General features: G+C 66.2%; 32 protein-coding genes. All 32 read left to right on the forward strand.

The window, feature by feature from the left end:
• Nucleotides 1-4 precede the first annotated feature (4 nt).
• The 32 genes from rplD (at nucleotide 5) to lptD (ending at nucleotide 20,013) form a co-directional block, all read left to right on the forward strand.
• On the forward strand, nucleotides 5-601 hold the full coding sequence (gene rplD / locus OXU42_06040; protein ID MDE0028940.1) for a 50S ribosomal protein L4: 597 nt from the start codon (nucleotides 5-7) through the stop codon (nucleotides 599-601).
• A complete protein-coding gene (rplW, locus tag OXU42_06045) occupies nucleotides 598-888 on the forward strand; it encodes a 50S ribosomal protein L23 (GenBank protein MDE0028941.1) in 291 nt (96 codons plus the stop codon). Before rplD ends, rplW begins: the two co-directional genes overlap by 4 nt.
• Before the next feature lie 17 nt (nucleotides 889-905).
• A complete protein-coding gene (gene rplB, locus OXU42_06050) occupies nucleotides 906-1,733 on the forward strand; it encodes a 50S ribosomal protein L2 (GenBank protein MDE0028942.1) in 828 nt (275 codons plus the stop codon).
• Between the two features lie 2 nt (nucleotides 1,734-1,735).
• A complete protein-coding gene (gene rpsS / locus OXU42_06055) occupies nucleotides 1,736-2,026 on the forward strand; it encodes a 30S ribosomal protein S19 (protein ID MDE0028943.1) in 291 nt (96 codons plus the stop codon).
• 3 nt (nucleotides 2,027-2,029) lie between these two features.
• A complete protein-coding gene (rplV, locus tag OXU42_06060) occupies nucleotides 2,030-2,365 on the forward strand; it encodes a 50S ribosomal protein L22 (GenBank protein MDE0028944.1) in 336 nt (111 codons plus the stop codon).
• A 2-nt stretch (nucleotides 2,366-2,367) separates the two neighbouring features.
• Nucleotides 2,368-3,030, forward strand: a complete 663-nt coding sequence (rpsC, locus tag OXU42_06065; protein MDE0028945.1) for a 30S ribosomal protein S3 — start codon at nucleotides 2,368-2,370, stop codon at nucleotides 3,028-3,030.
• A gap of 12 nt (nucleotides 3,031-3,042) precedes the next feature.
• On the forward strand, nucleotides 3,043-3,447 hold the full coding sequence (rplP, locus tag OXU42_06070) for a 50S ribosomal protein L16 (protein MDE0028946.1): 405 nt from the start codon (nucleotides 3,043-3,045) through the stop codon (nucleotides 3,445-3,447).
• An 18-nt stretch (nucleotides 3,448-3,465) separates the two neighbouring features.
• Nucleotides 3,466-3,696 (forward strand): 50S ribosomal protein L29, encoded by a 231-nt coding sequence (gene rpmC / locus OXU42_06075; protein ID MDE0028947.1) that lies wholly within the window; start codon nucleotides 3,466-3,468, stop codon nucleotides 3,694-3,696.
• A complete protein-coding gene (rpsQ, locus tag OXU42_06080; GenBank protein MDE0028948.1) occupies nucleotides 3,686-3,964 on the forward strand; it encodes a 30S ribosomal protein S17 in 279 nt (92 codons plus the stop codon). Before rpmC ends, rpsQ begins: the two co-directional genes overlap by 11 nt.
• 23 nt (nucleotides 3,965-3,987) lie before the next feature.
• Entirely contained in the window at nucleotides 3,988-4,356 is a 369-nt protein-coding gene (rplN, locus tag OXU42_06085; protein ID MDE0028949.1) for a 50S ribosomal protein L14, read from the forward strand.
• A 2-nt stretch (nucleotides 4,357-4,358) separates the two neighbouring features.
• Nucleotides 4,359-4,676, forward strand: a complete 318-nt coding sequence (rplX, locus tag OXU42_06090; protein MDE0028950.1) for a 50S ribosomal protein L24 — start codon at nucleotides 4,359-4,361, stop codon at nucleotides 4,674-4,676.
• Between the two features lie 25 nt (nucleotides 4,677-4,701).
• On the forward strand, nucleotides 4,702-5,262 hold the full coding sequence (gene rplE, locus OXU42_06095) for a 50S ribosomal protein L5 (protein ID MDE0028951.1): 561 nt from the start codon (nucleotides 4,702-4,704) through the stop codon (nucleotides 5,260-5,262).
• Nucleotides 5,255-5,440, forward strand: coding sequence for a type Z 30S ribosomal protein S14 (locus OXU42_06100; GenBank protein ID MDE0028952.1), 186 nt, complete (start codon nucleotides 5,255-5,257; stop codon nucleotides 5,438-5,440). Before rplE ends, OXU42_06100 begins: the two co-directional genes overlap by 8 nt.
• Before the next feature lie 15 nt (nucleotides 5,441-5,455).
• On the forward strand, nucleotides 5,456-5,860 hold the full coding sequence (rpsH, locus tag OXU42_06105; GenBank protein MDE0028953.1) for a 30S ribosomal protein S8: 405 nt from the start codon (nucleotides 5,456-5,458) through the stop codon (nucleotides 5,858-5,860).
• A gap of 28 nt (nucleotides 5,861-5,888) precedes the next feature.
• Nucleotides 5,889-6,434 carry a 50S ribosomal protein L6 gene (gene rplF / locus OXU42_06110; protein MDE0028954.1) on the forward strand — a complete coding sequence of 182 codons (546 nt, stop codon included), beginning with the start codon at nucleotides 5,889-5,891 and terminating at the stop codon, nucleotides 6,432-6,434.
• A gap of 22 nt (nucleotides 6,435-6,456) precedes the next feature.
• Nucleotides 6,457-6,822, forward strand: coding sequence for a 50S ribosomal protein L18 (gene rplR / locus OXU42_06115; protein ID MDE0028955.1), 366 nt, complete (start codon nucleotides 6,457-6,459; stop codon nucleotides 6,820-6,822).
• A 13-nt stretch (nucleotides 6,823-6,835) separates the two neighbouring features.
• Nucleotides 6,836-7,333: a 30S ribosomal protein S5 gene (rpsE, locus tag OXU42_06120; GenBank protein MDE0028956.1), complete on the forward strand. Its 498-nt coding sequence runs from the start codon at nucleotides 6,836-6,838 to the stop codon at nucleotides 7,331-7,333.
• 12 nt (nucleotides 7,334-7,345) lie between these two features.
• Nucleotides 7,346-7,789, forward strand: a complete 444-nt coding sequence (rplO, locus tag OXU42_06125; protein MDE0028957.1) for a 50S ribosomal protein L15 — start codon at nucleotides 7,346-7,348, stop codon at nucleotides 7,787-7,789.
• Nucleotides 7,782-9,092 carry a preprotein translocase subunit SecY gene (gene secY / locus OXU42_06130; GenBank protein ID MDE0028958.1) on the forward strand — a complete coding sequence of 437 codons (1,311 nt, stop codon included), beginning with the start codon at nucleotides 7,782-7,784 and terminating at the stop codon, nucleotides 9,090-9,092. The genes rplO and secY overlap by 8 nt, the downstream gene beginning before the upstream one ends.
• A 57-nt stretch (nucleotides 9,093-9,149) precedes the next feature.
• Nucleotides 9,150-9,908: a type I methionyl aminopeptidase gene (gene map / locus OXU42_06135; GenBank protein MDE0028959.1), complete on the forward strand. Its 759-nt coding sequence runs from the start codon at nucleotides 9,150-9,152 to the stop codon at nucleotides 9,906-9,908.
• 11 nt (nucleotides 9,909-9,919) lie between these two features.
• Nucleotides 9,920-10,033, forward strand: coding sequence for a 50S ribosomal protein L36 (rpmJ, locus tag OXU42_06140; protein ID MDE0028960.1), 114 nt, complete (start codon nucleotides 9,920-9,922; stop codon nucleotides 10,031-10,033).
• 73 nt (nucleotides 10,034-10,106) lie between these two features.
• Nucleotides 10,107-10,490, forward strand: a complete 384-nt coding sequence (rpsM, locus tag OXU42_06145) for a 30S ribosomal protein S13 (protein ID MDE0028961.1) — start codon at nucleotides 10,107-10,109, stop codon at nucleotides 10,488-10,490.
• A gap of 244 nt (nucleotides 10,491-10,734) precedes the next feature.
• A complete protein-coding gene (gene rpsK / locus OXU42_06150; protein ID MDE0028962.1) occupies nucleotides 10,735-11,145 on the forward strand; it encodes a 30S ribosomal protein S11 in 411 nt (136 codons plus the stop codon).
• Nucleotides 11,146-11,158: 13 nt separating this feature from the next.
• Nucleotides 11,159-11,785, forward strand: coding sequence for a 30S ribosomal protein S4 (gene rpsD / locus OXU42_06155; protein MDE0028963.1), 627 nt, complete (start codon nucleotides 11,159-11,161; stop codon nucleotides 11,783-11,785).
• Between the two features lie 27 nt (nucleotides 11,786-11,812).
• Nucleotides 11,813-12,835 (forward strand): DNA-directed RNA polymerase subunit alpha, encoded by a 1,023-nt coding sequence (locus OXU42_06160; GenBank protein MDE0028964.1) that lies wholly within the window; start codon nucleotides 11,813-11,815, stop codon nucleotides 12,833-12,835.
• 3 nt (nucleotides 12,836-12,838) lie between these two features.
• Nucleotides 12,839-13,267, forward strand: a complete 429-nt coding sequence (rplQ, locus tag OXU42_06165) for a 50S ribosomal protein L17 (GenBank protein ID MDE0028965.1) — start codon at nucleotides 12,839-12,841, stop codon at nucleotides 13,265-13,267.
• Nucleotides 13,268-13,340: 73 nt separating this feature from the next.
• Nucleotides 13,341-13,871, forward strand: coding sequence for an SPOR domain-containing protein (locus OXU42_06170; GenBank protein ID MDE0028966.1), 531 nt, complete (start codon nucleotides 13,341-13,343; stop codon nucleotides 13,869-13,871).
• Nucleotides 13,868-14,884, forward strand: coding sequence for an anthranilate phosphoribosyltransferase (gene trpD / locus OXU42_06175; GenBank protein ID MDE0028967.1), 1,017 nt, complete (start codon nucleotides 13,868-13,870; stop codon nucleotides 14,882-14,884). The genes OXU42_06170 and trpD overlap by 4 nt, the downstream gene beginning before the upstream one ends.
• A complete protein-coding gene (gene trpC / locus OXU42_06180) occupies nucleotides 14,874-15,704 on the forward strand; it encodes an indole-3-glycerol phosphate synthase TrpC (GenBank protein MDE0028968.1) in 831 nt (276 codons plus the stop codon). Before trpD ends, trpC begins: the two co-directional genes overlap by 11 nt.
• Entirely contained in the window at nucleotides 15,691-16,314 is a 624-nt protein-coding gene (locus tag OXU42_06185) for a phosphoribosylanthranilate isomerase (protein ID MDE0028969.1), read from the forward strand. Before trpC ends, OXU42_06185 begins: the two co-directional genes overlap by 14 nt.
• Nucleotides 16,315-16,321: 7 nt before the next feature.
• Complete coding sequence (locus OXU42_06190; protein ID MDE0028970.1) at nucleotides 16,322-17,617, forward strand: bifunctional folylpolyglutamate synthase/dihydrofolate synthase; 1,296 nt, start codon at nucleotides 16,322-16,324, stop codon at nucleotides 17,615-17,617.
• A 92-nt stretch (nucleotides 17,618-17,709) separates the two neighbouring features.
• Nucleotides 17,710-20,013, forward strand: a complete 2,304-nt coding sequence (gene lptD, locus OXU42_06195; protein ID MDE0028971.1) for an LPS assembly protein LptD — start codon at nucleotides 17,710-17,712, stop codon at nucleotides 20,011-20,013.
• Nucleotides 20,014-20,015 lie beyond the last annotated feature (2 nt).

Genomic DNA, 20,015 nt, shown 5'->3' on the forward strand with positions numbered 1-20,015 from the left:
GGGCATGGAACTGCGCCGCATCGAGCCCGAGCTGCCGCAAGCCATCTTCGGCGTGCCGGTTCGCCCCCACCTGTTGCACCAGGCGGTGGTCATGCAGTTGAACAACCGGCGCGCCGGCACGGCCTCCACCAAGACCCGCGGCAAGGTGCAGGGGAGCGGCAGGAAACCCTGGCGCCAGAAGGGCTCGGGAAGAGCCCGCGCCGGCAGCGTGCGCTCGCCCATCTGGGTCGGCGGCGGCACCGTGTTCGGTCCTCTGCCGCGGGACTATTCGTACCGCATCCCGAAATCGGCACGCCGCCAGGCGCTGCTCTCGGCCCTCAGCCTGAAGTCCTCGGAAGGGAAGGTCGTGGTGGTGGAGACGCCGGACGTGCCGGAGATCAAGACCCGGCTCATGGCCGAGGCCGTGGCCGCGCTGGGGGTTGAAAACGCGCTGATCGTCATCGCGGAAAGGGACGACCGCATCGAGTTGTCGGCGCGCAACCTGCCGCGCGTCAAGGTCTTGAGGGCGGAGGGGCTGAACGTCTACGACCTGCTCCGGTTCGAGCACCTGGTGCTGACCCGGGACGCGCTCGGGAAGATCGAAGAGAGGTTGTCGCAATGAGAGGCGTTCGCGATGCCGTTCTCGGGCCGCTGATCTCCGAAAAGGGCTCGATGCTGGCCGAGTCGACCAACCAGGTGATCTTCAAGGTCCGGCCGGATGCCAACAAGATCGAGATCCGGCAGCAGGTGGAGCGGCTGTTCAAGGTGACGGTGCTGGACGTGCGCACCGCGCGCTATCTGGGCAAGATGCGCCGCGTGGGCAGGAACACCGGACGGCTGCCGTTGTGGAAGAAGGCATACGTGACCCTCAAGGAGGGTGACCGCATCGACTTCTTCGGTGTCGGTTAAGGATGGGGTCGTAGTCCATGTCCATCAAGAACCACCGCCCGACTTCTCCCGGGCGCCGTTTCGCTTCCGGCTTCGGGTTCGACGAGGTCACCAAGGATGCGCCGCACAAGCCGTTGTTGCGCCCGCTCCGGGGACACGGCGGACGGAACAACACCGGCCGCATCACCAAGGATCATCGCGGCGGCGGGCACAAGCGGCGCTACCGCTTCATCGACTTCAAGCGCGACAAGAAGGGCGTGCCGGGCCGGGTCGAGGCCATCGAGTACGATCCGAACCGCTCGGCCCTGGTGGCGCTCATCTGCTACCTCGACGGCGAGCGGCGCTACATTCTCGCGCCCGAAAAGCTCAGGGTCGGCGGCCGGATCATCGCCGGAGACCAGGACATCGACATTCAGCCGGGCAACTCCCTGCCGCTGAAGAACATCCCCACCGGCACCCTGGTGCACAACGTGGAGCTCAAGGCCGGCAAGGGCGGACAGATCGTGCGCAGCGCGGGAGCCTCCGCCCAGGTGATGGCCAAGGAGGGCTCCTACACGCTGCTCAAGCTCCCGTCCGGGGAGCTGCGCAACGTCCGCTCCGAGTGCCGCGCCACCGTGGGCGAGGTGGGCAACAGCGAGTTCGAGAACATCACCTACGGCAAGGCGGGCCGCTCGCGCTGGCTGGGACGCCGGCCGGTGACCCGGGGCATCGCCAAGAACCCCGTGGACCATCCCCACGGCGGCGGCGAGGGCCAGTCCAAGGGCAACCATCCCCAGACTCCCTGGGGCAAGCCCACCAAGGGTTACCGGACCCGCGGCGTCAAGCCCTCGGACAAGTACATCGTGAAGCGCAGAAAGGGACAGTAGGCATGGCGCGTTCGATCAAGAAGGGTCCTTTCGTGGACGACCACCTGATGCGCAAGATCGAGGAGATGAACCGCGCCCAGGCGCGCCGGGTGGTCAAGACGTGGTCGCGGCGCTCCACCATCACCCCGGACATGATCGGCCACACCATCGCGGTCCACAACGGGCGCAAGTTTCTCCCGGTGTTCGTGACCGAGGACATGGTCGGCCACAAGCTCGGAGAGTTCTCGCCCACGCGCACGTTTCACAGTCACGCAGGCGACCGCCGGGGCGACGCCAGGGGCGTGAGGAGATAGGCGATGGAGGCGCGCGCTGTCACGAAGTTCGCCCGGGTCTCGCCCCGCAAGATGCGGCTGGTGGTGGACCAGGTTCGCGGCCGGTCCGTCGAGGACGCGCTGACGATCCTCAAGTTCGTGCCCAAGGGCTGCGCCGGCATCGTCGCCAAGACCCTGCGTTCCGCGGTGGCCAACGCCGAGAACACGCAGAGCGTCGACGTCGACCTCTTGTACGTCAAGACCGCCGAAGTCGGACAGGGGGGTATGTGGAAACGCTTCATGCCGCGCGGAATGGGCCGCGCCAACCGGATTCGCAAGCGCCTGAGCCATTTGACCGTCGTGGTGGATGAAAGGGTCTGAGGATGGGACAGAAAACGCACCCCAAGGTCTTCCGCATGCGTGTGATCGAGTCGTGGGACTCGAAGTGGTACGCCGGACACGACTACCCCGAGCTGCTGCACGAGGACCTCAAGATCAAGCAGTTTCTCAAGGGACGGCTGCACCACGCGGGCATCTCGAAGATCGAGATCGAGCGCGCCACCAACAAGGCCAAGATCAACATCCACACGGCGCGTCCGGGCATCGTCATCGGCAAGAAGGGCGCGGAGATCGAGAAGCTCAAGGAAGAGCTGGCCAAGCTCTCGCCGCGGGAGGTGTTCATCAACATCCACGAGGTGCGCCGGCCCGATCTCGACGCGCAGTTGGTGGCGGAGAACGTCGCGCTGCAGCTTGAGCGCCGCGTGGCGTTCCGGCGCGCCATGAAGGAGAGCGTTTCGCGCGCCTTGCGCATGGGCGCGCAAGGGATCCGCATCCAGTGCGGCGGCCGCCTGGGCGGACAGGAGATCGCGCGCACGGAATGGTACCGGGAAGGGCGCGTGCCGCTGCATACCCTGCGCGCCGACGTGAGTTACGGCCTGGCCGAGGCGAAGACCACCTATGGAGTCATCGGCGTCAAGGCGTGGATCTTCCGGGGCGAGATCCTGACGAAGCAGGAAGAGCAGCAGAAGGCATCCCTGGGATTATAGGGGCGTGAAATCATGCTTGAGCCGAAGAAGGTCAAATACCGGAAGATACAGAAGGGGCGCAGGGGCGGATCCGCCGGGCGCGGGTCGGAGCTGTCCTTCGGCGACTACGGCCTGAAATCCGTCGACCGTGGTTACGTCACGGCGCGCCAGATCGAGGCCGCGCGAATCGCGCTGACCCGCTACCTGAAGCGGCACGGCAAGGTGTGGATCCGGGTGTTCCCGGACAAGCCCATCACCAAGAAACCCGCCGAGGTGCGCATGGGCAAGGGCAAGGGCCCGCTGCATGCGTGGGTGGCCGTGGTCAAGCCAGGGAAACTCTTGTTCGAGATGGAAGGGGTTCAGCGGGACGACGCCAGGGAAGCGTTCCGCCTGGCCTCGCGCAAGCTCGGCCTGGCCACCGCGTTCGTGGAACGTTGAGCTTGGGAGAGAAAGTCAATGGACGCCAAGGCAATGCGGGACATGGGTCTCGACGAGTTGCAGCAGAAGCGCGCGGAGTTCAAGGACGAGATCTTTCACCTGACCTTGCGGCGCGCCACGGGGCAGTTGGAGAGCCCCATGAAGCTGCGCCAGTCGCGCCGCGACTTGGCGCGCCTGGAGACGATCATCGGAGAGCTCCGGCGGGCCGCGGAGCGGAAAGCCGCGGCGCAGAAAGACGATCATGAGTGAGCGTGGTGTCACCAAGCAGCGTGAGGGCGTCGTCAGAACGGACCGCATGGCCAAGACCGTGGTGGTGGAGCTGGAGCGGATCGTCCTGCATGCGCGGTACAAGAAATACCTCCGGCGCCGGACCCGGGTGAAGGCCCACGACGAGCGCGACGAGTGCCGGGTGGGCGATCGGGTCCTGATCACCGAGTGCCGGCCCCTCAGCCGCGAGAAGCGCTGGCGCGTGAGCCGGGTCCTGAACCGTGCGGTGACGGGCGCGGCGGCGGACTGACACAAAACACAGAGGTCGAGGCGATGATACAAGTGGGGACGGTGCTGGACGTGGCGGACAACTCGGGCGCCCGGCGGGTACAGTGCATCAAGGTGCTCGGCGGGACAAGGCGGAAGTACGCCTCCGTCGGGGATGTCATCGTCGTGTCCGTCAAGGAGGCGATGCCCAATTCCAAGGTGCCCAAGGGCCACGTGGCCAGAGCGGTGGTGGTGCGGACCGCGAAGGAGCTCAGCCGCGTGGACGGCTCCTACATTCGCTTCGACAACAACTCGGCGGTCCTGATCGACAACCAGAAGGAGCCGGTGGGCACGCGCATCTTCGGTCCGGTTGCACGGGAGCTGCGCGCGAAACGCTTCATGAAGATCGTCTCGCTGGCCCCGGAGGTCTTGTAGCGATGAGCCTGTTCGTCCGCAAAGATGACACCGTGATGGTGGTGACCGGCAGGGAGCGGGGGAAGACCGGCAAGGTCATCAAGGTGCTGCCGAAGAAGAGCCGCGTGTTCATCGAACGGGTGAATCTCGTCAAGCGGCACACCAAGCCGCGCAGTGCCCAGCAGCCCGGCGGAATCGTCGAGAAGGAAGCCTCGATCCACGTCTCCAACGTCATGCTCATGTGCGACCCGTGCAACGCCCCGGTGCGCGTGGGCTACAAGTTCCTGGAGGATGGAGAGAAAGTGCGCATCTGCCGGCGTTGCGGCCAGGGGCTCGGCTAGACGGCCCGCAGTTTGGGATTCAATGATGGTAAGGCTGGAACAGAAATACCACGAGGAGATCGTGCCCGCGATGATGGCGGACTTCGCCTATCGCAACAGGCACCAGGTGCCGCGGCTCAAGAACGTGTCCATCAACGTGTGCGTCGGCGAGGCCGTGCAGAACGCCAAGCTGCTGGATGCCGCGGTGGCGGAGCTGGGCGCCATCAGCGGTCAGCGGCCGGTGGTGACTCGGGCGCGGAAGGACATCTCGAACTTCAAGCTGCGCCGCGGCAATCCCATCGGGTGCATGGTCACGCTGCGGCGCACGCGCATGTACGAGTTCCTGGACCGGCTCATACAGGTGGCGCTTCCCCAGGTCAGGGACTTCAAGGGGCTCTCGGACCGCTCGTTCGACGGTTGCGGCAACTATTCGCTGGGCATCCGGGAGCAGATCATCTTTCCGGAGGTGAGGCCGGATTCGGTGGAACGGCTCCACGGGCTGACGGTGTCCATCGTGACGACCGCGGCGACGGACGAGGAGGGGAGAGCGTTGCTGCGCCGTCTCGGAATGCCGTTCGCCGCGGATGGGAGTAGGACCAGTGGCTAAGAAGTGTCTGCGCATCAAGGCGGCCAGGACCCCCAAGTTCAAGGTCCGCCAGTACAATCGCTGCCCCCTGTGCGGCAGGGCCCGGGCGTTTTACCGGCGGTTCCGCATGTGCAGGGTCTGCCTCAGGCTGTACGCGCGCCGGGGCGAGATCCCCGGGGTGATCAAGGCAAGCTGGTAGGAGGGGTTGCCGCGCATGAGTATGACCGATCCCATAGCCGATTTGCTGACGCGGATGCGCAACGCCGGGATGGCGAAGCACGAAACCGTGGACGTTCCATGGTCGCGCCTCAAGGAAAACATCATGAAGGTGCTGGTGGAGGAGGGGTACGTGCGCCAGATCCGGCGCATCCAGGTGGACGGGCAGGTGCAGGACACGCTGCGCATCCACCTCAAGTACGACAGGGATCATCAGCCGGTGATGAGCCACCTGAAGCGGGTAAGCCGCCCGGGACGGCGGGTCTATCTCGGCTACAAGGACATCCAGCCGTTGCACAGAGGGCTCGGCACGCATGTCCTGTCCACGCCCAAGGGGATCATCGTGGATCGGGAGGCCGTGAAGGCCAAGGTCGGCGGCGAGTTGCTCTGCTCGATAAGCTAGCGGGCCCCGCTCCTGGAGAGGTTGTCTCGTGTCTCGTGTAGGAAAACTGCCGATAGTCGTGCCCGGAACCGTCAAGGTTGTCATGGAAGGCGCGGAAATTCGGGTGCAGGGCCCCAAGGGGACGCTGGCGCACCGCATTCCGCAAGGCATCGAGGTCAACCTGGACGGCGACAGGCTCGAGGTGAGCCGGAAGGCGGAGACCAAGGCCGTGAGGTCTCTCCACGGGTTGACGCGAAAGTTGCTCGCCAACATGGTCCAGGGCGTGAGCGAGGGCTTCAGGAAGGTGCTCGAGATCAACGGCGTCGGCTACCGGGCCGAGCTCAAGGACAAGTCGCTGCACCTGACACTGGGGTTCTCCCATCCCATCGAGTACCGCCTGCCGGAGGACGTGAGCGCCTCGGTGGAACGCCAGACGGTGATAACCCTCGAGAGCCACGACAAGCAGGTGCTGGGCCAGGTGGCCGCCGAGGTGCGGCGTTTCCGGCCTCCCGAGCCCTACAAGGGCAAGGGGATCCGTTATCAGGGCGAGATGGTCATGAGGAAGGCCGGCAAGGCCATGGGCGGTTCCGGATGAGCCGGCGGGATCGGGTGAACGCATGCCGATGACAAGCAAGAAGGTTCTGGATCGCAAGCGGCGGCAGCACAGCGTGCGCAAGCGCATCAAGGGCAGCGACGCACGCCCCCGGCTTTGCGTGTTTCGCAGCTCCAAGCATATCTACGCGCAGATCATCTCCGACGAGCGCGGCGTGACGCTGGCGAGCGCGTCGACCTTGTCGGGGGAGGCCCCCGGAGCCGACGAGGCCAAGGGCGTGGAGGCGGCCAAGCAGGTGGGACGCAGGATCGCGGAGTTGTGTGAAGCGCGCCAGATCAAAGAGGTGATCTTCGATCGCAACGGGTTTCTTTTTCACGGTCGGGTGAAGGCATTGGCGGAAGCCGCGCGCGAGGCCGGCCTTTCCTTCTGATTCGGGGGTTGCTTTGGAACGAGTCGATGCGCAGGGCCTGGAGCTCAAGGAGAAGGTCATCCACATCAGCCGCGTGGCCAAGGTGGTCAAGGGCGGGCGGCGCTTCAGCTTCAACGCGCTGGTGGTGGTAGGCGACGAAGCCTCGGTGGTCGGATACGGACTGGGCAAGGCCAACGAGGTGCCCGAGGCGATACGCAAGGGTGTCGAGCACGCGAAGAAGACGCTGCTGCGGGTGCCCCTGGTGGACGACAGCATCCCGTACGAGGTCACGGGCCGTTACGGCGCCGGGCACGTGCTGCTCAAGCCCGCCGCTCCGGGAACCGGAGTCATCGCCGGCGCCGGCGTGCGCGCGGTGGTGGAGGCGGCGGGAATCCCCAACGTCCTGAGCAAGTGCATCGGTTCCAACAACCCGCACAACCTGGTGAAGGCGACGTTCGAAGCCCTGAAGAGCCTCAAGTCTCCGGAACAGGTGTCCGACTTGCGCGGCAAGACGCTGGCCGAGATTCGGTAAGAGGAAAGGTTCATGGATTTGAGTGAATTGCGCCCCGCGAAGGGGACGAAACACGCCAAGAAGCGCGTGGGCCGGGGCGAAGCGTCCGGGACCGGCAAGACCAGCGGCCGCGGGCACAAGGGCCAGGGGTCCCGCTCCGGCGGGGGCGTGAGGCCCGGGTTCGAGGGCGGTCAGATGCCGCTGACCCGGCGCGTGCCCAAGCGCGGTTTCCACAACCTGTTCCGGACGGAATACACGCCAGTGAACCTCGACGGGCTCGGCGACTTCGAGGCCGGGGCGGAGGTCTCCCCCGAGACTCTCCGGGAGAAGGGGTTGCTCAAGCGCGGCCTGGTGAAGATCCTGGGCCGCGGCGATATCGACAGGCCGCTGACCGTCAAGGCGCACGGCTTCTCGCAGAGCGCGAGGCGGAAGATCGAAGCCGCGGGCGGCTCGGTCGAAGTTCTTTCTCATGCTTGAAGGTTTCCAGAGCGCGAGCCGCATCCCGGAGCTGAGGCGACGCATCCTGTTCACCTTGGCCATGCTGGCGGTCTATCGCATCGGCGTGGCGATCCCGACGCCCGGCATCGACCGCGACGGGCTGGCGGCGTTCTTCGCCCAGGTCGAGGGAACGATCTTCGGACTGTTCAACCTCTTCTCGGGCGGCGCGCTGGAGCAGTTCTCGGTGTTCTCGCTGGGCATCATGCCCTACATCAGCGCCTCCATCATCCTGCAGCTTCTGACGGTGGTCTTTCCCTACCTGGAACGGCTGTCGAAGGAAGGCGACGTCGGGCGCAAGAAGATCACGCAGTACACGCGCTACGGCACCATCATCCTTTCGGTCATCCAGGGCCTGATGATCAGCTTCGGGCTGGAGGGAACACGGGGGCCCAACGGCGAAGCCATCGTGCTCGAGCCGGGGTGGAACTTCCGCCTCATGACGGTGCTGACGCTGACCTCCGGGACGGCCTTCATCATGTGGCTCGGCGAGCAGGTCACGGAGCGGGGCATCGGCAACGGCATCTCGCTGATCATCTTCGCCGGCATCGTGGCGGCGCTCCCGTCGGCGGTGACCTCCACGTTCCAGTTCGTGCGCGAGGGCGAGTTGAGCATCTTCTTCGTGATCCTGCTGGTGCTCTTCGTCGTGCTGGTGGTGGGCGTCATCATCTTCATGGAGCGGGGACAGCGGCGCATCCCGGTACAGTACGCCAAGCGCGTGGTCGGCAGGCGCCAGTACGGGGGACAGACCTCGCACCTGCCGTTGAAGATCAACACCTCCGGGGTCATCCCGGTGATTTTCGCTTCGTCGGTGCTGATCTTCCCGGCGACGGTCGCCCAGTTCGTGCAGAACCCGTGGGCGCAGACGCTGGCCGGCTCCATGGCGCCGGGGCAATGGCTGCACGACCTTCTGTACATCGGCCTGATCATGTTCTTCTGCTTCTTCTACACGGCCATCGTGTTCAACCCCGTGGACGTGGCGGAGAACATGAGGAAGTACGGCGGTTACGTGCCGGGGATCCGTCCGGGCAAGAGGACGGCGGAGTTCATCGACCGGGTGCTGTCGCGCATCACCCTGGGCGGGGCGATCTACCTGTCCCTGGTGGCGTTGCTGCCGACGATCCTGATCTCGCAGTTCAACGTTCCGTTTTTCTTTGGCGGGACCGCGCTGCTGATCGTGGTAGGGGTCGCGTTGGACACGGTTTCGCAGATGGAGACCCACATGATCTCGCGCAATTACGAGGGTTTCATGAGGAGGGGCCGCATACGCGGCCGCAGGGGATAAAGGCCGGTTGCCGCGCCGGACAAGGCCTCGACGTTTGGGAATCGCGGGCGCTCGATCATGATCTATCTCAAGTCCCGAGCCGAAATCGAGAAGATGCGCCGCGCCAACGTCATCGTGGCGGAGGTGCTGGAGGTGCTCAAGGAGACGGTGCGTCCGGGCATGACCACGCTGGAGCTTGACGAATTGGCGGAGCGGCTGACCCTTGAGAAGGGAGCCAGGCCCGCGTTCAAGGGGTACGGGGTCGCCGGCAGGGAGTTCAGGCACAGCCTGTGCACCTCCGTCAACGAAGAGATCGTGCACGGCGTTCCCTCCAAGCGCGTCCTCAAGGAAGGCGACATCCTGGGGATGGACTTCGGCGTGGTGTACGAGGGGTTCTACGGCGACTCGGCGGTGACGGTGGGGCTGGGCCAGGTGAGCCCCGAGGCCGAGCGGCTCATGCGGGTCACCGAGACCGCGTTGAGCGAGGGCATCGAGATGCTGCGCGAGGGCAACCGGCTGGGAGACCTGGGCAGCACCATTCAGGGCATTGCCGAGCGTTCGGGCTACTCGGTGGTGCGCGAGTTTGTCGGTCACGGCATCGGCAAGAAGCTGCACGAGGAGCCGCCGGTTCCCAACTACGGCGAAGCGGGCAAGGGGCATCGGTTGCGTGCCGGAATGGTCCTGGCGGTGGAGCCGATGGTGAACGCGGGGAAGAAGGAAATCGCGATCCTGGACGACGGCTGGACGGCCGTCACCAGGGACCGGAGCCTCGCGGCTCATTTCGAGCATTCCATCGCGGTGACCGCGGATGGGCCGTACGTGCTCAGCCGGCTGTAGGGAGATCGGAAGTGAAGGTACGAGCATCGGTCAAGAAGATCTGCAACAAGTGCAAGGTGGTGCGGCGCAACGGGGTCGTACGGGTCATCTGCGTCACCCGCAAGCACGCCCAGCGGCAGGGGTAGCTCCGGCCGCCGGCAAAGAAGACCCGCGGATCATGCTGCGAATTAACCGGACAGGACACTAGCAGGAGGATTCATGGCACGCATTGCTGGGGTAGACCTGCCCAAGAACAAGAGCATGGACATCGCGCTGACCTACATCTACGGCATCGGCGCGACCACGTCACGGAACATCCTCAGGGAAGCGGGGATCGAGTTCCAGGTCAAGTCCGATGACCTCACCGACGATCAAGTGGTGGTGATACGCCGGATCATCGACCAGGAGATCAAGGTGGAAGGTGATCTGAGGCGCGACGTCACCACGGACATCAAGCGCCACATGGACATCGGTACCTATCGCGGACTGAGACACCGGCGCGGCCTGCCGGTCCGGGGCCAGCGAACCCATACCAACGGACGCACCCGGATGGGACCTCGGCGGACCATCGCGGGGAAGAAGAAGCCGCCGTCCAAGGGGTAGTGTGGTTTTGCTCGGGTGTCGGGTCGGGTCCTCCGGGTGATGGAGGGCGGACCCAACATCACCCGGAGGACCCGACCCGACACCCGAGGAAGTATAAGGGTGGGGTTGAAACCAGAATCACTTGGAGGACCCCCAACCGATACCCGAGGAATTTTAGGGGTAGGTTGAAACCAGAATTATCCGGAGGGTCTGACCCTATACCCTAGGAATTCTAAGGGTGGGGTGAAACAGAACAGGAGCATTCATGGCCCAGGCCGCGAAGAGAGCGCGCGACGCGCGGGCGCCGAGGAAACGGCGCGGACGAAAGAACATCGCCGAGGGGGTGGCGCACATTCACTCCACCTTCAACAACACGATCATAACCATCACGGACACCCAAGGCAACGTGGTGGCATGGTCGAGCGCCGGCGCCATCGGCTTCAAGGGCTCGCGCAAGGGGACGCCGTTCGCGGCGCAGCAGGCCGCGGACAATGTGGCGCGCAAGGCCATGGATCACGGCATGCATTCCATACAGGTGTACGTGCGCGGCCCGGGCTCGGCGCGGGAGTCGGCGTTGCGGTCGCTTCAGTCGGCGGGGTTGAACGTCAGCTTGATCAAGGACGTGACCCCCATCCCCCATAACGGCTGCCGGCCGCCCAAGCGCAGGCGCGTTTGAGAGGAGATCTTTAGTGGCAAGGTATCATGGCCCGGTATGCCGGCTGTGCCGGCGAGAGAACCTGAAGCTGTTTCTCAAAGGAGAGCGGTGCTACACGGACAAGTGCGCCATCGAGCGGCGCAACTACCCTCCAGGGCAGCATGGACAGAGGCGGCTCAAGTTTTCCGAGTACAGCCTCCAGCTCCGGGAGAAGCAGAAGGTCAAGCGGATGTACGGGCTGCTCGAAAAGCAGTTCAGGGGAAGCTTCGAGAGCGCGGAAAAATCCCGCGGCATCACCGGCGAGAACCTGCTGGTGATCCTCGAAAGGCGGCTCGACAACGTCGTCTACCGTCTCGGCTTCGCGTGTTCCCGGGGAGATGCCCGCCTTCTTGTCCGGCACGGCCACGTGCGGGTCAACGGCCGCCGGGTGACCATCCCTTCCTATCGCGTGGGCGTCGGCGACGTCGTGGCGGTGGCGGAGAAGAGCCGCAAGTCCGAGCGCGTGCTCACGGCCATGGAAGGAGCCCAGCGGCGCGGCGTGCCTGACTGGATCGAGGTGGACCGGGAGAACTTCTCCGGCACGGTCAGGATGCTCCCGAGCCGCGGCGACGTCACGACGCCCATCAACGAGAAGCTCATCGTTGAGTTGTATTCCAAGTAACCGGCGGTGAACCGTGTTGGAGATCCCATGTCCAAGCACTGGAGCGAACTGATCAAGCCGGAAGGCATCGAGGTTGACGAGAAGAGCCTGAGCTCGACCTATGGGAAGTTTGCCGGCGAACCCTTCGAACGAGGCTTCGGCCAGACCATCGGCAACAGTCTGCGCCGCATCCTGCTTTCGTCGCTGAGGGGCGCCGCCATCACTTCCGTTCAGATCGAGAACGCGCTGCATGAGTTTTCCACCATCCCCGGGGCCACGGAGGACGTGTCCGAGATCATCCTGAACCTGAAGGAGGTGCGGCTCAAGCTGCACGACACGGATCGGGAGGTCGTTCGTATCGATGCAACGGGGCCCAGCGAGGTGCTGGCCGGGGACATCGTCCGGAGCGCGCAGGTGGAGGTGCTCAACCCGGAGCACCGCATCGCGTTCCTTTCCAAGGAAGGACGCCTGAACGCCAACATGGTGGTGCGCGCGGGTCAGGGATACGTGCCCGCCGAGCGCAACCGCGAAGAGGAACTGCCGGTCGACACGATCTTCATGGATGCCGTGTTCTCACCCATTCGCAAGGTCAACTTCACGGTGACCAATGCACGGGTCGGCCAGCGCACGGACTACGACAAGCTGGTTCTGGAGGTGTGGACGGACGGCAGCGAAAAGCCGGAAGACGCGCTCGCGTACGCCGCGCGGATTCTGCAGGACCAGGTTTCCATCTTCGCCGAGTTCGCCGAGGGGCCGCAGATGGCGGAGGTCGAGGCGGTGACGGAGGCCGGTACGCTCAACGAGAACCTCTTCCGCGCGGTGGAGGACCTGGAGTTCTCCGTGCGGGCGCAGAACTGCCTGCAGAACGCCAACTTGAAGTACATCGGCGAGTTGGTTCAGAAAACCGAGCAGGAGATGCTCAAAACGAAGAATTTCGGGCGGAAGTCGCTCAACGAGATCAAGGAGTTGCTTGGCGAGCTGGGGCTGGAGCTGGGAATGAAACTGGACCACTTCCCGAGCCGCGAAGAGCTGGAAGCCCGCAAGCAGGCCGAGCAGAAGGAGACAGCGTAGGCCATGCGGCACTTGAAGACCGGCAGAAAGCTGAACCGTAGCGCGAGCCACCGGCACGCCTTGTTGCGCAACATGGCCACGTCGCTGCTGCGGCACGACCGCATCACGACCACGGACGCCAAGGCCAAGGAGCTCAGGCGGTGGGCCGATTGGCTGATCACGCTCGGCAAGGACGGAAGCCTCCACGCCCGGCGCCAGGCGCTGGCCTTCGTTCAGGACAAGGCCGTCGTGGCGCGTTTGTTCAACGAGCTGGGGCCGCGCTTCCAGGAGCGTCACGGAGGCTACACCCGCATCGTCAAGGTGGGTCGCCGTCGTGGCGACGCCGCACCGCTGTCCATCATCGAGTTGATGCCGGCCTCCGGCGAGGCCGCCGTCGAGCCCGCGGAGGGGGACGACGCGGCCGGCGAATCGTCCACCACGCGCGGGACCTGAGAGCGGTCCCGCGCCGGCGCGCGTCGCGGCCACATCCTTCGGACAACCGTAGGCGCGCGGGTCATTGGTGTCTATGGCCAACCATCGAAAGGCGGCGAACCGCGGCAGCGTCTACTTCAGTCGCGGGCAACTCTTCGGCGTTGCATCGCTTTTTGTCGCCGCGGCGGCCGTCATCTTCTTCTTCGGCATCCTGATCGGACAGAGCATCGAGGAGCGCAAGCTCCTGAGCAAGGGCGACGCCGGCGTCACGGTGCCGGTCAACCCGGGTGCGTCCGGCGACGACCAGGAGATGACCTTCTACGACACGTTGACGAAACCGGCCCCGCCCAACACCGGCGCCCCGGCGCAAAGCCCCCCGGCCGACGAAGGAAAGACTCCATGGACCGTGCAGGTGGCCGCCGCCGAGACCCGGGCGCGGGCGGACAGCATGGCGGCGGAACTCAAGAAGCGCGGATACGAGGCCTACGTCACGTCCGGGAAACTCAACCGAAAGACCTTCTACCGGGTCCGGGTGGGCAAGTACCGAAACCGCCAGGAGGCCATGGTGGACCTTCAGCGGCTCAAAAAGGACAAGTACGACCCGATGATCATGGGGACCCAATGAATATCCAGCAAGCCATTGCCCGCCTGGTGGACGGCGCCAACCTCACCGAGCCGGAGATGGTGGACGTCATGAACCAGGTCATGACGGGAGAGGCGACGCCGATTCAGGTGGCGGGGTTCCTGACGGCGCTGCGTATCCAGGGTGAGACCGTCGAGGAGGTCACGGGCGCCGCCCGGGTGATGCGCGAGAAGGCGTTGCACGTCGAGGCAGGCCCGGGCTGTGTGCTGGACACCTGCGGCACCGGCGGCGACGGCAAGAACACCTTCAACATTTCCACCACGGTGGCGTTCGTGGTGGCGGCCGCGGGCATCACCGTGGCCAAGCATGGGAACCGGGCGGTTTCCAGCGGTTCCGGCAGCGCGGACGTCCTGGCCGAGCTCGGGGTGAAGATCGACGTTCCCAAGGAAACGGTGGAACGCTGCATGCGCGAGGTCGGGCTGGGTTTCCTGTTCGCGCCGATGATGCACGAGGCCATGAAGTACGCCGTGGCGCCGCGCCGCGAGCTCGGCATCCGCACCATCTTCAACCTCCTGGGTCCTCTGACCAACCCGGCCAGGGCCAGCCATCAGCTCCTCGGCATCTATGACGGCGCGCTCATCGAAACCGTGGCGCAAGTCCTCGGCAACCTCGGCAGCGAGCGCGCCATGGTGGTGCACGGCGACGAAGGCCTCGACGAAATCTCGCTCGGAGGTCCCACGTCTGTGGCGGAATGGAAGGATGGGGAGGTTGCCCGCTACACGCTTCACCCCGAGGAGTTCGGCTTCGAGACGTGTCCGGCCGGGCGGCTCACGGCCGCCGACCCGGCGGAATGCGCCGCCATCGTCACGGCGGTCCTCAAGGGGGAACCGGGACCGGCGCGGGACGTGGTGCTGCTCAACGGCGGCGCGGCGCTGTGCGTGAGCGAGCGCGCGGACACCATCGCACAAGGCGTCGACGTGGCGCGGGAATGTATCGATTCGGGAGCCGCGATGGGAAAGCTCGAACACCTGATCCGGCTGACCAATGAAGCGTAACGGCGCCCAAAACCCGGGCAACGACATTCTCGAACGGATCGCGGCGCACGTCCGCGGGTCGCTCGATTCGCGCCGCCGTGAACTCCCGGTCGAGGCGCTGATGGAACGCGCGCTTTACCACGAACCGCGCCGGGGCTTCCGGGAGGCGCTGTCCCGCCCCGCCCGGCACGTCATCGCCGAGGTGAAGCGGGCGTCGCCCTCCCAAGGGGTGATCCGCGAGGACTTCGACCCCGTCGGCATCGCCACCCGCTACCAGGCCGGCGGCGCCACGGCTCTCTCGGTGGTCACCGAGGAGCGCTTCTTCGACGGCTCTCTGCTGTACCTTTCGGAAATCCGCGAGAAGGTCGCCCTGCCCCTCCTCAGAAAGGACTTCGTGCTGGACCCCTACCATCTCGTGGAGGCCCGCGGCTTCGGCGCGGACGCCGTCCTCCTGATCGCCGCCATGCTCGACGACGGCGCCATGGAATCCCTGCACGCCGAAGCGCGTTCCCTGGGCCTGGACGTTCTCGTGGAGGTGCACTCGGAGCGGGAGCTGGATACGGCCCTGAGGATCGGCGCCTCCATCATCGGCATCAACAACCGCGACCTGCGCACCTTCGAGGTGGATCTCGCGGTCGCCGAATCGCTCCTGCCCCGGATACCGCCGGACGTGCTGGCGGTATGCGAGAGCGGCATCAAGGATGCGGCCCACGTCGAGCGCATCGAGGCCGCCGGCGGCCGGGTGTTCCTCGTGGGCGAAACGCTGATGCGTGCTCCCGATCCGGGAGTCAAGCTCGCGGAGCTTCTGGGAACGGCCGCCGCCGCCCATGGTCAAGGTTAAGATCTGCGGCGTCACCAGCGCCGAGGACGCGTTCAAGGCGGTGGAGTACGGCGCCGATGCGTTGGGCTTCAACTTCTATCCGCCCAGTCCCCGCTACATCGAGCCGGAAGACGCCGCCGCGATCCTCCGGGATCTGCCCGCCGGGATCTGCACCGCCGGCCTGTTCGTCAACGAGTCGCGCCAACACGTGAAGGCCGTGCTCGGATCATGCCGGTCAGGAGGGGGCGCCGGCCTCACCGCCGTGCAGTTCCACGGCGACGAGGCGCGCGACTACTGCGCCCGCTGGCCTCTCAAGGTGATCAAGGCGTTCCGCGTGCGCGACCCGGAGACCCTGGCACGGATCGGCGAGTATCCGGCGGACTTCTACCTGCTCGACTCCTGGAGCGAGGGCTTCGGGGGCTCGGGCGCCGCGTTCACCTGGAGTTGGCTGACGGTTCCCCTGGCGCGGCCGGTCATTCTCGCCGGAGGGCTCGGCGTTGACAACGTGAGCACGGCGGTGCGCGAGCTCAAACCTTTCGGCGTGGACGTGTGCACCGGAGTCGAAGCCGTTCCGGGCCGCAAGGACCACCCGCGCATGAAGGAGTTCATCGCGGCAGCCAAGGCGGGGTGAGCCCGTCGTGAACGCGTACCGGAAGAGTCTCGATCTCATTTACGGTCTCAGCGGCCGCGAGACCGGCCTGCGCTTCGACCTGCGGCTCGAACGCGTGTCCGCGGTCCTGGCGCTCTTCGAAAATCCCCAGCACCGCTTCCGCGTCTGTCACGTCGCCGGGACCAACGGCAAGGGCTCCACCGCGGCGATGATCCACGCCGTCCTGTCCGCCCAGGGACACCGCGTGGGCCTCTACACCTCGCCTCACCTGGAGTCGTTCACCGAAAGGATCCGTGTCGGCAAGCGGCCCATCACCCAGGCCGCGGTGGCCTCCCTGGTGCGGGAGGTCGCCGGCAGGACCCGGCAAGCCTCCATCGCGCTCACGTTCTTCGAGTTCGTCACGGTCATGGCTTTCCTGCACTTCGCGCGGCGGGCGGTGGACGCGGCGGTGGTGGAGGTGGGGCTGGGCGGCAGGCTGGACGCCACCAACGTCGTGCGGCCGAGCGTTTGCGTGGTGACCACGATCTCCCGCGACCACGAACACTTCCTCGGTACGCGCATCGGGGACATCGCGCGGGAGAAGGGCGGCATCATCAAGACCGGCGTGCCCGTGGTGCTCGGCGCCTTGCCGCCGGCCGCCAGACGCATGCTGCACCGCATCGCGCGCGAACGGGACGCGCCCGTGCGCGAGTGGGGCAAGGATTTCTCGGTCGTCCCGCGTCCACCGGACCGGTTCGACTATCACGGCCGGGAGTGGCGCCTGGAAGGTTTGCGTCCGGCCCTGCGCGGCGGGTATCAACGGCACAATGCCGGGGTCGCGCTGGCGGCGCTGGAAACCCTGAACGCGGTCCTGCCCGCGGACGCGAAGGCGGTCCGCACGGGCCTTGCGTCGGTGCGCTGGCCGGGGCGCTTCGAGTTTTTGCCGGGAAGACCCCCGGTGCTGCTGGACGGAGCCCACAACCCGGCCGGGGTCGAGGCGCTGGTGAGCGAGGTCCGCGGTCTCCTCGGCAACGGCAAGGTGCGCCTCTTGTTCGCCAGCATGGGGGACAAGGGTTGGCCGTCCATGCTGGAGGCGCTCTGCACCGTGTCCCGGGAGGTGGTGTTGACCCGCAACCCGTCGCCGCGGGGAGCAGCGCCGGAAGCTCTCTCCGCGGCGGTGCCGCCGGGTGTGCCGGTCACGCTGGTGGAAGACCCCGCCGCGGCCATCTCCAGGCTGATGGCGGACCGGCGGTGCGACGATCCGATCCTCGTGGCCGGGTCGTTGTATCTCGTGGGCGCGGTGCGCGCGACGGCGCTCAAACTTCGGGGAGGCCCCGCGCGGTAGCACGCCGGGCGTCTGCGCCGTAGAAGGTTGCAAGGCCTGTTGTGGGCGTCCTTCGACTTCGCTTCGCTACGCTCGGGACGAACGGTGTCAGGTTGACCATCCTGCCGATATCCTGCGCGTTCGTCCTGTGGTGCACCCTCCTCCCCGCCGCGCTCGCTCACGCCCAGTCCCCGGAAGCCGGAGAACGCATCGAGGTCTCGGCGGAAGAGTCCATCGAGGCGACCCGGGACACGGTCCGTGCGCGCGGCAGCGTGGAGATCCGGCGGGGTGCGACGGTCTTCGGCGCCGACACGGTGGATCTCGACCATGCGCGGCGCACGCTGCGGGCGGAGGGATCGGTGCGCCTCGAGGATCCCCGTTACCGGATTCGGGCCGCCGAGCTGGAGATGAACCTCGACGACGAGACGGCCACGATACGCGACGCCGAGATGTTCATCGAGGAGGGGGGCATCCGTCTCGGCGGAAGCCGGGTAGAGAAATTCACGGGGCAGACCTACGAGATCCGCGACGGACGCTTCACCACGTGCCTGTGCGAGGAGGGCGCTTCGCCGTGGCGCATCGGCGCCGGCAGGTTCCGGTTGGAGGAGGGCGCGAAGGCGGTGGTGGATGAGGCCACCTTCTACGTCTACGACGTCCCGGTACTGTACCTGCCCCATCTGTCGTTCCCCTATCTCACGGAGCGCACCACCGGGTTCCTGGTACCTTCCTTCGGCTGGTCCCGCCGCGACGGGTTCCTCTACCGGCAACCGTTCTTCTGGGCGCTGGACAAGAGCAACGACGCCACCTTCGACTTCGCCGTCGAGTCCAGGACGCGCATCGGCATGAGCGCGCAGTATCGCACCGTCCTGGATCGGAACACCGCCGGCCGGTTGGATCTCCTTTACTTCAGCGAGCGCATGCGCGGATCGACGCCCGCTCACGACACCGGTATCGCGGACCCGGCGATTCCTCCGGACCGCTGGAGCGCGCGCTGGACCCACCGTCATCGGCTTCCGGCCGGGTGGGCGACGTTCAGCGACATCGCCTTGTACAGCGACAGCGTCGCGCCGCGGGAGCTGGCGGAGTTCTTCGTCTCCGGCGCGGAAGAGGAAGATGTCCTGCGTTCGAGCCGGTACAGCGCGTCACGGCTCGGCTTTCGGTGGCACGGGACGGACATGGCGCTGACCGGGGGAGTGGACTACGTCCAGGACCTCGTCCAGCCGCGGGAGCACGCGCTGCACCGGGTCCCCCACCTTTCCCTCACCGGCGGCCGCGGGCTCGGGTACGGTCTCGGCCTCGAGTGGGACGTGGGGTTGATCCACTACCTGCGCGAGCAGGGGTCGGACGGCTTGCGGGTGGACGTGCGGCCCGAGCTCACCTGGCGCGCGGCTCCGGTGCGCCACTTCCGCATGGACACCCGCGTGGCGTTGCGCGAGACCCTCTACCGGCTCGATTCGATCGAACGCGGGTTCACCGCCGCGCGCCACGGCGACACCGGCCGCGTGGTCCGCAACGGTTCGCGCGAGCTGGTGGAATTCGGCTGGCGGCTGACCACGGCGCTGAGCCGGACCTACGGCTGGAGTCTGGGTGGCTGGAACCGGGTCCGGCACGTGCTGGAGCCCGCGGTGGAGTACCTGTTCATTCCCGCCACCGATCAGGACGAGCTGCCGATCTGGGATCCGGTGGACCGTATCCGGCGCCGCAACCTGCTGACGGTGGCATTGAACAACCGCTTCTGGGGCGCACTCGGGGGGAAGCGAGGGCCGGCTCCGGACGACGGCGGCTCCCGGGAACCCGACGGGGGCGCGTCCCCGCCGGCCGTCGCGCCCTTCGCTCGCGCCTCTGTCACGGCCAGTCTCGACATCGACAAGGCGCGCGCGGGTGAGGACGGTCTCGCGGACGTGGGCTTCGGCGTGCGACTGGATCCCGTCGAACGCCTGTACGCGTCCCTGGAAATGGGCATGGAACCCGGTCCGTGGAACCTCCGGCGGGCCGCCCTGGAGGTCTCGCTTTCCGACGTCGCGCCCGTGGAAACGAGTGTGCCCGACCGGGATTTCCAGCGACCCAGCAGCGTGTCCTTGGGATACCGGTTCATTCGGGCGAATGTCCTGTCGCCCCTCGCGCGCCACGCCAATCTGGATCTTTTGGCGGACTGCCCCTCGGACCCGCGATGCATGCCGCGGGATGCCTTGAACGGCTTCCACGCCGGCGCCGTACTGCGGGCGACGGACCGGGTGCTGCTGCTCTACGACGGCAACTACGACGGCGCCGCGGGCCGGTGGACGCAAAACGAGCTGGGGATCAAGTATCTCTCCGGGTGCCGGTGCTGGACCTTGACCCTGTCCTTGGAGCAACGCAACAAACCGGACCGGACACGCGTCGGCTTCAAGTTCGCCTTTCTCGGCCTGGGAACCTGAAC

It is taken from the genome of Deltaproteobacteria bacterium (genome assembly GCA_028818775.1).
Taxonomy (GTDB): Bacteria; Desulfobacterota; Binatia; order UBA9968; family JAJDTQ01; genus JAJDTQ01.